At 72.8% G+C, this 12,120-nt stretch carries 11 protein-coding genes; 3 read left to right on the top strand and 8 right to left on the bottom strand.

What is annotated here, in order from left to right; genetic code table 11:
• Positions 1-191: 191 nt before the first annotated feature.
• Both B0E53_RS26065 and B0E53_RS26060 read left to right on the top strand, forming a co-directional pair.
• A complete protein-coding gene (locus tag B0E53_RS26065) occupies positions 192-782 on the top strand; it encodes a hypothetical protein (protein WP_107078457.1) in 591 nt (196 codons plus the stop codon).
• A 195-nt stretch (positions 783-977) separates the two neighbouring features.
• Entirely contained in the window at positions 978-2,633 is a 1,656-nt protein-coding gene (locus B0E53_RS26060) for a family 10 glycosylhydrolase (RefSeq protein WP_107078456.1), read from the top strand.
• Positions 2,634-2,807: 174 nt separating this feature from the next.
• Here B0E53_RS26060 and B0E53_RS26055 read toward each other — a convergent pair whose 3' ends face one another.
• The 5 genes from B0E53_RS26055 to B0E53_RS26035 all read right to left on the bottom strand — a co-directional run bounded on the left by B0E53_RS26055 (position 2,808) and on the right by B0E53_RS26035 (position 8,846).
• Entirely contained in the window at positions 2,808-3,371 is a 564-nt protein-coding gene (locus B0E53_RS26055; protein ID WP_210406212.1) for a hypothetical protein, read from the bottom strand.
• Between the two features lie 73 nt (positions 3,372-3,444).
• On the bottom strand, positions 3,445-5,445 hold the full coding sequence (locus B0E53_RS26050) for a S1 RNA-binding domain-containing protein (RefSeq protein WP_107078455.1): 2,001 nt from the start codon (positions 5,443-5,445) through the stop codon (positions 3,445-3,447).
• Between the two features lie 5 nt (positions 5,446-5,450).
• Positions 5,451-6,446, bottom strand: coding sequence for a hypothetical protein (locus B0E53_RS26045; protein WP_107078454.1), 996 nt, complete (start codon positions 6,444-6,446; stop codon positions 5,451-5,453).
• On the bottom strand, positions 6,443-7,486 hold the full coding sequence (locus tag B0E53_RS26040) for a MoxR family ATPase (RefSeq protein ID WP_107078453.1): 1,044 nt from the start codon (positions 7,484-7,486) through the stop codon (positions 6,443-6,445). The genes B0E53_RS26045 and B0E53_RS26040 overlap by 4 nt, the downstream gene beginning before the upstream one ends.
• Entirely contained in the window at positions 7,476-8,846 is a 1,371-nt protein-coding gene (locus B0E53_RS26035; RefSeq protein WP_146167765.1) for a toll/interleukin-1 receptor domain-containing protein, read from the bottom strand. The genes B0E53_RS26040 and B0E53_RS26035 overlap by 11 nt, the downstream gene beginning before the upstream one ends.
• A gap of 153 nt (positions 8,847-8,999) precedes the next feature.
• On the opposite strand from B0E53_RS26035, the gene B0E53_RS26030 reads away from it, so the two are divergent.
• The gene (locus tag B0E53_RS26030) at positions 9,000-9,887 is read left to right on the top strand and encodes a redoxin family protein (protein WP_107078451.1); all 888 of its coding nucleotides are present in this window, start codon (positions 9,000-9,002) and stop codon (positions 9,885-9,887) included.
• A 12-nt stretch (positions 9,888-9,899) separates the two neighbouring features.
• On the opposite strand, the gene B0E53_RS26025 is transcribed toward B0E53_RS26030, so the two are convergent.
• From B0E53_RS26025 to B0E53_RS26015, 3 genes are all read right to left on the bottom strand, one after another.
• Positions 9,900-10,616, bottom strand: a complete 717-nt coding sequence (locus B0E53_RS26025) for a DUF1223 domain-containing protein (RefSeq protein ID WP_168215406.1) — start codon at positions 10,614-10,616, stop codon at positions 9,900-9,902.
• A gap of 83 nt (positions 10,617-10,699) precedes the next feature.
• On the bottom strand, positions 10,700-11,872 hold the full coding sequence (locus B0E53_RS26020; RefSeq protein ID WP_107078449.1) for an aminotransferase class I/II-fold pyridoxal phosphate-dependent enzyme: 1,173 nt from the start codon (positions 11,870-11,872) through the stop codon (positions 10,700-10,702).
• A partial coding sequence (locus B0E53_RS26015; protein ID WP_146167764.1) for an acyl carrier protein occupies positions 11,869-12,120 on the bottom strand: 252 nt, incomplete at its 5' end. The genes B0E53_RS26015 and B0E53_RS26020, both read right to left, overlap by 4 nt.

The raw sequence follows: 12,120 nt of genomic DNA, 5'->3' as shown, positions 1-12,120 counted from the left end.
CACGTGGAGCCGACCAGAAGACCCGCGTACGCGGGCAGGTGGCAGTGAAGCGTGAACCCGGCACCGCCACCGCGGGTAAGACCGGGACCGTCTCACCGCAAGGCGAGACTACCGATCGTGTGCTCACTAGAGTGCACTGAGAGGTAACGGCGCGGTACTACGCCGGTGGCGGATGCAGCACCGGCTTCGGGGTGTACTGGAACGACGCCCGCCAGATCCTCAGCGCCGGGCACTGCGGGGCGAACGGCCAGGTCGCGTACGACGGTGGTGGCCCCACCAACACCATGGGCCCGATCATCAACGACAACAACCCGCGGGACACCCTGATGATCCGGGTCTCGGCCGGCGGCCGGATCTACACCGGGGCGTACAACGCCGCCACCAGCATCGGGGTCGGCGGCGCCGCCTCGGACTACGTCGGCAACTACGTCTGCACCGGCGGCTCCTCCAGCGGTGAGCACTGCAGCCTGCGGGTCAGCGTGGTGAACCAGTTCGTCAACGTCGGCTACGTGATCGGGCCGGTGACGCAGGCCAACCACATCGTCGCCGGGGGCTGCGCCGCCGCGCCGGGCGACAGCGGCGGGCCGGTGTACTCGTACCGCTCGGACGGGCGGGTCGACGCCCGTGGCACCGTCTCCGCCGGGGTGACCGGCACGGCGGTCTGCCCCGGCGTGGTCGCCAACGGTTCCAGCACCGTCTGGTACGCCCCGCTGCTGCGGCCGGTGGGTGACGCGCAGATCGGGTCGCTGACCTACTACGGCGCCTCGCTCATCCAGGGCTGAGCGCTCCCGTCCGGCGCCGAGCCGTGCCGGTCGGCGAACCGCAGCTCCGAGCAGCGTGGGCCGGTCCGCACGGACCGGCCCACGCCGCTGTCCGCTGTGGTCGGGAGCGAGCCCGGGACCGGCCCCGGCCTTGGGTGACCGTCAACAAGCGGTTCCGGCCGGTTCAGCCGGCGGGAGCGCTGGCAGACTGGGGCGATGCCCTCCGCCCATGCGTCCGCTCCGCCCGTTCCCCGCCGCCGTACCCGTGCGCTCGTCGCGGTGGTCGTCGCGCTCGCGGTGGCCGCCGCGGTCGGCGCCTGGTCGCTGCGGGACCGGGTCGTCGTCGACGGTGGTGCGCCATCCTCCGGTGGCGCGGCCACGGTCGCCGGCCCGGCGCACGGCGGCCCGGACTGCGCCGGCCGGCCGACCCGGGCGACGCGCGAGTTGCGCGGCATGTGGATCACCACGGTGAACAACATCGACTGGCCGAGCCGCCGGGGGTTGCCGGCCGAGACGGCGCGGGCGGAGTTCCGGGGCTGGCTGGACCTCGCGGTGCGGCGCCACCACAACGCGGTCTTCGTGCACGTCCGGCCGAGCGGGGACGCCCTCTGGCCGTCGAACTACGCGCCGTGGTCGGAGTGGCTGACCGGAAGCCGCGACGGCCGCGACCCGGGCTGGGACCCGATGGAGTTCATGGTCGCCGAGGCGCACGCCCGCAACCTGGAGTTCCACGCCTGGTTCAACCCGTACCGGGGCGGCCAACCGGCCACGGTGGGTGGGCCGGGCCCCCGCATCGACCAACTCGCGCCGACCCACCCGCTGCGGCGGCACCGCGACTGGGTGGTGACCTATCCCAGCGCCGACCGGCCCGGCAGCCGCCTCTACTTCAACCCCGGCATCCCCGAGGCACGCCGGTTCGTCGAGGACGCGATGCTGGAGGCGGTCCAGCGGTACGACGTCGACGGGGTGCACTTCGACGACTTCTTCTACCCGTACCCGGAGGCCGGACAGGACTTCCCGGACGACGCGGCGTTCGCCCGCCACGGCCGGGGGTTCGCCGACAAGCACGCCTGGCGCCGGGACAACGTGAACACCCTGGTCCGCGAGATGAGCGAGCGGATCAAGGCGATCAAGCCGTGGGTGAAGTTCGGCATCAGCCCGTTCGGCATCTGGCGCAACAAGCGCACCGACCCGGCCGGCTCGGCCAGCGCGGGCCTGCAGAGCTACGACGACATCTACGCCGACACCCGGCTCTGGGTACGGCAGCAGTGGCTGGACTACGTCGTGCCGCAGCTCTACTGGCACATCGGATTCGGCAAGGCCGACTACGCCAAGCTGCTGCCCTGGTGGGCGGCCACGGTGCGGGGCACCCGGGTGCAGCTCTACATCGGCCAGGCCGACTACCGGGTGGGTGAGCGCGGGGCCTGGCGCGATCCGGCCGAGTTGGACCGCCAGCTCGCCCTGAACCGGCGGCACGGGGTCAGCGGGAGCGTCCACTTCAGCGCCCGGCAGGTGCGCGCCGACAAGCTCGGGGCGGTCAGCCGGTACAGCGACGCGCACTACGCCGCCCCCGCGCTGCTGCCCACGATGGCTCAGCTGCCGGCGGCGCCACCGCCAGCGCCCGCGATCACCGGCGTGCGGCGTCAGGACACCGGCGGGGTGATGCTGACCTGGCGCGGCCACGACGCCGTGAGCTTCGCCGTCTACCGGGTGGACGGCGGCGCGGCCCGGCTCGTCGGCACCACCCGTGGGGGCGACTGGGTGGACCGCGCCGCCCCGGCCGGCGGGCCGCTCACCTACTGCGTCGCCGGCCTGGATCGCAGCGGGAACGAGGGCCGGCTCAGCCCGCCGATGTCGGTGGCCGCCGGGTAGCGGCGGCACGACCTGCCGGTCAGCTGGCGCGCTCGTGTGCCTCGACCAGTGGCGTGCCGGCCGGGCGTAGCCGAGTACCCCGTCCGGCCTGCGGCACGTGGCACGGATCGGGCCCGGCGTGTGTGCGCCGATCTGTCCCTGAATTCGCGAGAAGTTGGTTCTGGTCGCCGAGGGTCAGGCGCCGGACACGGCCACGACGAAGGCGGCGAGATAGGTGGCCGCGAAGATGGCCGGCACCCACTGCTCCAGGTGGGTCAACGGCCAGTACTTCGCCTTGTCTCTGCCCTCGCCGAGGGCCTTCCACTCCGCCCGCCAGTAGGGCGAGGCGGGCAGTCGCTCCTCCAGCACACCGAGCACGACGTACTTCGCCGAGTTGAGCTGCCGGTAGGAACGGACCAGGACGAACCAGGCGACGCACTGCACGATCAGCGCGACCAGCGGAAACACCAGCAGCCACGGCGAGGCCGCCGGCCGGTCCCGCCAGAAGGTGCCGATGAGCGCGAAGGCCGCCGTGTTCAGGGTGAGAAAGAAGGTGTTCGTGAGGCTCCGCCGCGCACTGATCCGGTCCGCCATCTCCGCGTACAGCTTGTACTGCTCCAGGATCGCGTTCTGGTAGTCCTTGCCGGCGGCGGCGTAACCGTCCCGGTCGACAGCCGAGTTCCACAGCGTCGGACGAATCGCGTCGATCGGCGTCGTCGCGGCGCCGAGGTATCTCGTGAAGATCGTCCTGACGTCCATCGCCACAGTGTGCCGAACCGGCTCACCGCTCGCCAGACCCACGGTGCCCCGTCGGCTGTGGTTGGCGCGGCGTTCACCTCAGCCGGACGTGGCCGGGCCCCTTCGCGTCGACCTCCACCTCGGGGACCAGCCCGACGAGCATGTGGCTGAACTTTCCGAAGCCGAGCCACTCCCCGGTCACGGCGGCGCCGAACTCGTCGTTTATCGCCTTCGCCAGGTCGACGAGCCGCATCGGCCCGGGGAGACCACCCAGTGTCCGGCGGATGAACTCGGCCACGGCCTCCAGCCGTTCGGCGTCGGCGGGCGCCGCGCTCGCGATACGCGCCGCCGTCCCCGGTACGAGCATGACCGTGCGGGTCGGTGCGCCCTCGGGAACGGGCGGCTCGGTCGCGAACCAGACACGCTGGCTGTCGTGGTCCACCTTCAGCACCCGTACCAGCACGGCGTCGCCGAACGCCACGTCCCGGTCGGCCGCGATCTGGCTGATGTGCAGCAGGCCGTCCACGCCGGAGGGAATCGCCACGAGCGCGCCGAAGGACAGCACCCTGACGACCCGGCCCTCCACCACCGTTCCCTCCGGATACTGGGACAGGAACCGGTCCATCCGGAGGCTCAGGCTGATCCGGCCGGTGTCCGGATCCACAGTGACGACGCGTACCTCCACCGGGTCCCCCTTCTCGAACCCGGGTGGTCCGTCCCGCCGCCATCCCGGCGGGAACCCCGACTCGTGGACGAGGCCCGTGGCCGTGGGACCCGCGAAGCCCAGGCTCGTCTTGGGGACACTGACGAACAGGCCGAAGTCGGCGGCGTTGATGAAGCGGCCCACCAGGTCCATACCGGGCGTCAGGATGCCTGTCGTGGTGGTGGCCGGGCGGCACATGATGCGTTGGAGCCGGCGGTCGAAGTTGCTGATCCGGACCTCGACGTCCTCGCCGACCAGCCGATAGGTCCGCAGACCCTGCTCCTCGACCCAGCCCCGCTCGAACCGCAGGTAAGCACTGATCGCCCACGCGTCGTGGAACCGGACGATGACCGCCCGCGCCGACATCGCGCGGACGATCTGGGCACGGAGCGGGCGAGACTCCCGCCAGGCCTCCTCCAGCAGGTCGAGCATGCGGTCGACGTCGGCCAGCTCCGGCGGCGGTCCGCCCGGATCGAAGGCCGCCAGGTCGACGGTCGCGCCGGCGGCGTTGCGCAGCCGCACCGGTCCCGAACCGACCGGAATCTCCACGATGCCGTCCGCGGTGTCGACGGTCAGCTCGTGGTTCCGCCGGGGAACACCCGCCGGGCCCGGCCCGGTTGCGTCATCCGGCTCCGGCCAGGTCACCGTGACCGGGCGCAGCGCGATCGCCGGTAGCGGAAACGCGATCCGCCGCTGCCGGCCGATGGGGCCGAGCTGGAGGGTGGTGCCGTCGCGGTGGAAGCCCACCAGGGCCGACGGGACGAGCCGGAGCACCTCCTGCAACGGTCCGGACGGAAGGTTCTCCATCGGTGGCGGCGGGAGGCGACGGGTCTCCCGGTGCAGTGCCAGGCAGACCTCGCTGAGCAGCCACGCGGACGGAGTGTCCAGGACCAGGTCCGGCAGCCGGAACAGCGCACCGGCGGCCCAGTCGAGGATCCGCCGGCGGTCCTCCCGCGCGATGGTCAGCAGGCAGTCGGTGAGCAGCCGGTCGCACTCCTGTCTCGGGTCGTCCTGGCTGAGATAGGCCCAGACGAGCTGTTCCTCCAGCAGCAGCAACGGGCTCATGCCCAGGTCGTCGCAGCGCGTGGCGGCTCGCAGCTCCGCCGCCGGAACCGCGCCGGACAGGACGTGCCGCCGTAGCGCCGCGCGCGCGGCGGTCCGGAACTCGGCGGTGAGCTCGACACCGTCCTTCGAGACCGCCTCGACGATGTCGCTCTCGCTGAGCTCGGCCTCCAGGTGCAGCGTCCCCGGGCCGAGGAGGGCCCGGCGGACCTGCCGTACCAGCGGATACGGCGCGAGCGGCGGGCCGCTCACCAGAATGCCCAGGGTCGTCGCCGGCGAGGGCTCCCATTCGAGCTCACCGGTGAGGGTTTCGGTCCAGGTCGCCGGCATGCCGCTCAGTCCCGGACGAGAAGCTGAGGATACGGTCGGGCCGACGGCGTCAGCGGCGCCGCGCCGATCAGCACGGTGCAGACCTGCTGACCGGCGCTCATCAGCGACATGGCGAACCGGTGGATGTCATCCGGGTCGCCCTCCCGCGTCGCCACTCCGACGCCGACGACCATCGTCACGTCGAACTTCGGGTGGGCCTCGTACGGTTTCCAGGTCCACACCGGTCCGGTCCCGCAGCCCCGCGCGGGCGATCCCCGGAACGTCATGAACTCCAGTCTGCCGTCGCTGAACAGCCGGCGGACCGTACGCAACAGGTAGCGCACGTCGTCCCGGTACGGCCCGGACCGCAACTGGAGGTCGCTGAGCACGCAGATCCGGTCCGGCTGGCCGAGCCGTCGGGTCATCGGCACCCGGGTGAGCGGTTCCATCGTGGCGATCGCGTCGACGACGGCGTCCATGTCCGGCTCGGTGCCGTGCCGCCACACCCGCACCAGGCTGTGCAACGTCGAGGACAGGGTGCGGACCGCGAACGCCGGGTCGGTCCGGCGGCCCGCGGCGGCGGACCGGGGCACCGGCCGGTACGGCGTCTGCGGCAGCGGGGCGGCCCGCTGGTCGTCGACCGGAACCACCTGCGCGTCCACCACCGCGGCGATCATGCCGGGCGGCTTGCCCCCGCGAGCCCGGCCGGCGGCCCTCGGGCCGGCTGGCCCCGGTCGCCCCGCGCCGTGGCCGCCCGCCGGGGAGGTGGCGCCCGGCTCCTCCGCGAACGTGCGCTCCGCCGAGCCGACCTCGTCGTCCGACCAGCCGTCGGCGACCATGCCGACGACGTGGTGGTCGATGTCGTCGTCGAGGAGGTCGGCGGGGTCGGCGGCCGTCAGCGCCCGGGCGACCGGCGGCGCGACCTGGTCCTCCAGCCGCACGCCGACGAGCGCGAGAGCGCCGTCGAGATCGGCGAGGCGGTCCCGGTGGGCGATGATGAGCAGGGCGTCGCGAAGGGTCATGTGGACCACATGCGGTCGCGGCGTCCGTACAGGTCGTGCTTGTGCAGCGTGACCCGCTTGATCGTCTCGAGTGTCCGGTCGTCGAGCCGCCCCTCCTGGGTCAGGTGCAGGACGACCTTCACCAGGTCGAGGAACTCGGCGGTGCTGACCGGCCGCTCGTCGGTGGACGCGCCCGCGACCTGGTGGGCGAGATCGTCCACGAGCGACCGGAGTTCCGCCGGCAGGGTGGGGAAGTACCGGTCGGCGATCTCCACCAGCCGCTCCGGGCCGGGAGCGGGCAGCCGGAGGACGATGCACCGCCGGAGGAAGGCCTCCGGGAGATCCCGCTCGTTGTTGGTCGTGATGATCGTCAGCGGGCTCCAGTCGGGCGCGTCGGGTGCGGGCAGGACGGTGACGTCGAGGCCCGGGACGGACGCCTGCCGGCTGCCGAGGGGAACGAGCAGCCCGTTGCAGAACGCGCTGTCCGCCTTGTCGATCTCGTCGATGAGCAGCACGGCGCCCGCGTGCGCGGGCTTGTGGTCGACCAGTCGCACGGGCGGACGCGCCGGTTCGACGTCCGACTCGTGTTCGGGCGTCTCCTGAAGGCCGCGCGCGGCCGCCGAGTCCGGGTTGAGGGCCCACCACAGCGGGCCCGGCTCCAGGTAGGGGGCGATGGATGCCAACCCCGGCCCCTGGGCGAGCCGGTTCGCCTGCGCGTCACCGAGCCGGCGCACGTTGTCCAAGCGGGAGGTGAGGTCGGCCGGCCGGGAGTCGTCCGTGGTGACGAACTCGTAGTAGGCGACGTCGAGGTTGCGGGCGACGTAGCTCGCCAGGCTGGACTTCCCACATCCGGGTGGGCCGCCGAGCAGGAGCGGCCGCCCGGTCAGCAGGGCCACCTTCAGCGCCGTCACGATCTCGTCCGTGACCAGGTAGACGTCACCGGACCGGGAGTCGCCGAGCCGGGCCGGGCCGGGCGTGGGACTGTCGCGGAGGTTGTCCAGGATGTCGAGGGCGGCCGTGAGGTCGGCATCGGTGGTGGGTGCTGCCTGGTCAGTCGACATCGGCTTCCGCCATCTCGGTACTCAGGGCGCGGATGCGCTGGATCAGGCGCCAGGTCTGCCGGTCGGCCTGATCGTCTCCGGCCAGCTGGATCCGGCGGCCCCGGATGATGGTCGAGTCGGCCGCCGGCTGGGCCGACACCAGGGCGAAGACGATGCCGGGAAAGCGTCGCATGAGTTCGAGGACGACCTCCTTGATGATTCGCGTGGGGACCTGATCGCATTTGATGAGCGCGAATGCGACGGTGTTCTCGTGCTGGAGGTACCGCTCGACGTCCGCCGGGCCGTCATCCGGATGGAAGTGCATGGCGGACCGCAGCCGGTCGTCGTAGCGGGAGATGAGTTCGGCCGCCATGTCCTCGCCGGCCACCCCGCTGAGCTGGGCCATCTGGACGCTGTCCGGTGACGGGCTGGCGCGGAGGACGGCGTGCTGTGCCGGGAGCAACCGGCCCGCGATCAGGTGCACGATCCGGCGTTGCGACGGTGCCTCGCTGACGCTCATCAGGGTGCGGGCGTGGTCGAGGTCGACCCAGAGCGGGACGAGTCGCCGCTTGGCCGACGTTAGGCTCTCCGCCGGGAGGTATTCGGCGATCGTCCGGATCACCTGGTAGGCCACCGGCAGGCTGCTGTTGAGCAGCGCCGCGGCGACGAGCGCGTGCTTCTCGCGGTGGGCCTGCAACGTGTCGAGACCGATCCCCAGCGTCCGCGCAGCCTCCTCCAGGGCGTGCCCGGGAGCCGCCGAGATGAAGTGGGCGACGTCGTCGACCCAGCGGGCCGCCCTGGGCGGCAGCGGCACCACGCCGACCTGGTCGCTGATCTCCCGCGCCGTCTGGCGCGCCGCCGCCTCGTTCTGCTTGCGGTTCGTGGGGGTCAGCACCGACAGCGCGGCGAGGCCCCCGGCCCTGCCGAGCGGGCTGTCGGCGAAGTCGCGGGCGGAGACGTTGCCGAGGAGCACCGGGATGATCGGAAGGTCCGGCTCGAGCGTCTTGCGCCAGCCGAGCAGGCGCGCCTCCTCCTGCATGTACTCGGACGTCAGCGCGTCCTGATCCACCAGCACCACGGCCGCCGAACAGCGGATCAGCGACAGGCAGACGGCCTGCTCGAACCGGTCGCCGACGGCCACCTCCCGCTGGTCGATCCACACCTCCAGTTCTTTGGCCGCAAAGCTCTCCGGTAACCGGTCCAGGAGTTGCCGCAGATATCGTTTGCGGTACCGGTGCCGATTCACGGTGTCGCCGGGCTTCAGCTCGTTCGCGCTCCGCTCTCGACTGGTGTGGCTGATGAATACGCCGGACGAGAAACCGGTGCCCAACAGCGATACGGTGCCCACGGTCGAAGTATAGGAAGGCATCGGAAGCGGCAAATCCGGCTGTGGTCCGGCATTCCTGCCCGACCGCCCGATGTCGACTCAGGTCGGCGCCTCGTCCGGCTTCGCCGGGAAGTCGTCCCACAGGTCGGACCGGGTGAAGTCCGCGTTCCGCCTCGTCGGCCCGGGCGCGCGGTTAGCCTCCTTGGCATGGCGCGGCAGATCCCCCCGATCGACGTCCAGCGGTGGGTGAACTCGCCCCCGCTGACCCCCGACGCCCTGCACGGCAGGGTGGTCCTGGTGGACATCTGGGAGTACACCTGCATCAACTGGATCCGCACCGCGCCCTACGTCAAGGCGTGGCACCGGGACTACACCGACCTCGGTCTCACCGTCGTCGGGGTGCACGCGCCCGAGTTCGAGTTCGGCCGGCACGCCGAGAACATCGACCGGGCGATCCGCGACCACGGGCTCACCTATCCCATCGCGCTCGACAACAACTTCACCTTCTGGCGGGCCCTCGGCAACGACGCCTGGCCGGCGAAGTATCTCTTCGACGCGGACGGGCGGTTCGTCGACCGGTGGGTCGGGGAGGGCGACTACGAGCGGGTCGAGTCGGAGATCCGGCGGCTGCTGGAGATCAGGGCGCCGGGCACGCGGCTGCCGCCGGTCAGCCCCGAGGTATCGGCGTTCGCCACGACGGGGGAGCCCAGCTACGTCGGCATCACGCCGGAGACCTACCTCGGCGCCGACCGGGGGGTGCCGGGCTCGTTCAGCGTGGCCGGTGACTGGCGCAGCAGCGGCGAGTACGTGGAGCTCGGCTCCGGGATCGGCGAGCTGGCGCTGCCCTTCAACGCCGGCGAGGTGAACCTCGTGGTCCATCCGGGACCCGCCGGTCAGGCCGCCCTGCGGGTGCTGCTCGACGGGGAGCCGATCGGCGCGGAGCGGGGCGCCGCGGTGGGCGCGGACTCGGTGGCGCCGGTCGACCGGGCCGCCATGATCCGGCTCGTCGCCGGCGCGTCCCGCGACGACCACCTGCTCACCCTGGTCACCGACCAGCCCGGCTTCCGCGCGTACGTCTTCACCTTCGGGCCGTGACAGCCGGCGGTCTCAGCCGGACACGTCGACGGCCGCGGCGCCCACCACGGCCCGCTCACCCTCCTGCTGCACGTAGCCGACCACCGACGCCTGCCGGGGATCGAGGTCGGGCGGCACCGCCAGGTCCACCCGCCCCTCGTCGGCGTTCAGGCCCACCGAGGTGAAGGCCCGCACCACGTTGTCCTGCCGCAGCCGGCGCCCGGCGTTCTCGCCCCGGGGGACGTCGTTCTCCAGGCCGCGTTCCACGACGGCCACGTGCAACATGCCGCGCGCCGGCGGATACCCGGCCCGGTAGTCCACCACCACGTGCCCGCCGCCCGCGTCCCCGACCGACAGGGCGAGCGGCGTGACGGCCGCCGCCGACAGCGCGGACGAGATGGCCTCCGCCGCCCGCCGGCGGTCGGAGCCGACGAACTCGGCGGTGCCGTTGACGACCATCTGCGGCGTGTAGAGGTGGCCGGTCCCGAAGGCCCGCGCGTACGCCTCCTGCCGCGCGGTGTACGCCGCGGCGGCGTAGGGGTCGGGCCAGCCCAGGTGGTCCCAGTAGTCGACGTGGAAGCCGAGGGCGAAGACGGGCTCTCCCCGCTTCCGGGCGTCCCGCTCGATCTCGGTCAGCACCTCCTCGGCGGGCGGGCAGCTCTCGCAGCCCTGCGAGGTGAACATCTCCACGACGGCGAAGCCGCCGTCGCCCGCCTGCGGCGGCGACCCGGTGGGCGAGAGGTCCGTCATGGGGTGGCTCCTCTCCGTCGGACCTGCTGGCGGCATTCCGATTCCCGCTGGCGTCGGGACCATTCCTGGCGTGGGCCTCGGCGTCAGGCCGGCGCCCCGTCCAGCGCCGCCAGGAAGTCGTCCACCAGGTCGGCGGTGTCCTCGATGCCGGTGGAGACGCGTACCAGCCCGTCCCCGATGCCGGCGGCGGCCAGCTGGGCCGCGTCCGCGATCCCCGCCCACATCGACCGGGGGTGCACCACCAGCGTGCTGACGCTGCCCAGGCTGGCCGCCCGCTTGGCCAGCCTCAGCCCGGCCAGCAGCGCGGCGGCCCCCGCCCGCCCGGCCGTGAGTTCCACGCCGAGCACCCCGCCGAAGCCGGTCATCTGCCGGCGCGCGAGGGCGTGCTGGGGGTGCGAGGTCAGCCCCGGGTAGCGGACCCGGGCGACCGCCGGGTGCCCCTCCAGGGCCCGGGCCAGGGCCAGGGCGTTGGCGTTGTGCCGCTCCACCCGCAGCGGCAGCGTGCGGATGCCGCGCAGCAGCAGCCAGGCGTCCACCGGGCCGAGGGTGCTGCCGGTGACGATCGCGGTCTGCCACACCCGCTCGACCAGCCCGGCGGGGCCGACGACCACCCCGGCCGACACGTCGGAGTGGCCGCCGAGGAACTTGGTGCCGCTGTGCCAGACCAGGTCCGCGCCGAGGCTCAGGGGACGCTGGTTGACCGGCGTGGCGAAGGTGTTGTCGACCACCACGAGCGCGCCCGCCGCGTGGGCCGACGCGACCACGGCCGCCAGGTCGGTCAGCTCCAGCAGCGGGTTGCTCGGTGTCTCCACCAGCACCAGGCGGGTCTCCGGGCGCAGCGCCCGGTCGAACGCCCCGGCGTCGGTCTGGTCGACCTGGGTGCAGGCGACCCCGAAGCGGGGCAGCAGGCCGGTGGCGAGCGAGGTGGTGCCGCCGTAGGTGCTGCGCTGCACCACCACGTGGTCGCCGGCGGAGAGCAGGGCCAGGGCGACGGTGCTGATCGCGCCCATGCCGGAGGCGGTGACCAGGCCCGTCTCCGCGCACTCCAGCTCGGCCACCACGGCGGCCACCTGCGCGTGGTTGGGGTTGCCGTAGCGGGTGTAGAAGGCGCTGCCCCGGGGCTCGGTGGCGATCTCGGTGAACCGCTCGTCGGACTCGGCGCTGAAGGTGGCGCTCTGCACGATCGGCGGCGCGACCGCCCCACCGGGGACCAGGCCGTCGTCGCCGTGCACGGCGGCCGTGCCGAAGCCGGTCACGACCGTGCCACCCGGTCCACCAGGGCGCCGTAGCTGCCCAGCGCCGCGAACTCGGGCAGCGTCAGGTCGCTGCCGTGGCGCTGGCGCAGCACGGTGACCAGCCGCAGGGCGCGCAGCGAGTCCCCGCCGGCGGCCAGGAAGTCGGTCGCGGGGTCGCGTGGCGCGGCCCCGAGCACCTCCTGCCAGGCCCCCGCCACCCGGGCCGCCCACTCGCTCCGCGCGTCGCCGCCGGGCACCGGCCCGGCGGT

The sequence above is a fragment of the Micromonospora sp. MH33 genome (assembly GCF_003013775.1).
Classification (GTDB): Bacteria; Actinomycetota; Actinomycetes; order Mycobacteriales; family Micromonosporaceae; genus Micromonospora; species Micromonospora fulviviridis.
The sequence above is the reverse complement of the archived record's forward strand: the minus strand, read 5'-3'. Positions and strand labels throughout refer to the sequence as shown.

What these genes read in the sequence shown, in the direction of transcription:
- B0E53_RS26050 (WP_107078455.1), bottom strand. Translation starts at nt 5,445, where the DNA reads ATGCCGGCGACCTGGACCGAAACCCTCACCGGTGAGCTCGAATGGGAG.
- B0E53_RS26025 (WP_168215406.1), bottom strand. Translation starts at nt 10,616, where the DNA reads ATGACGGACCTCTCGCCCACCGGGTCGCCGCCGCAGGCGGGCGACGGC.
- B0E53_RS26055 (WP_210406212.1), bottom strand. Translation starts at nt 3,371, where the DNA reads ATGGACGTCAGGACGATCTTCACGAGATACCTCGGCGCCGCGACGACG.
- B0E53_RS26060 (WP_107078456.1), top strand. Translation starts at nt 978, where the DNA reads ATGCCCTCCGCCCATGCGTCCGCTCCGCCCGTTCCCCGCCGCCGTACC.
- B0E53_RS26045 (WP_107078454.1), bottom strand. Translation starts at nt 6,446, where the DNA reads ATGACCCTTCGCGACGCCCTGCTCATCATCGCCCACCGGGACCGCCTC.
- B0E53_RS26040 (WP_107078453.1), bottom strand. Translation starts at nt 7,486, where the DNA reads ATGTCGACTGACCAGGCAGCACCCACCACCGATGCCGACCTCACGGCC.
- B0E53_RS26030 (WP_107078451.1), top strand. Translation starts at nt 9,000, where the DNA reads ATGGCGCGGCAGATCCCCCCGATCGACGTCCAGCGGTGGGTGAACTCG.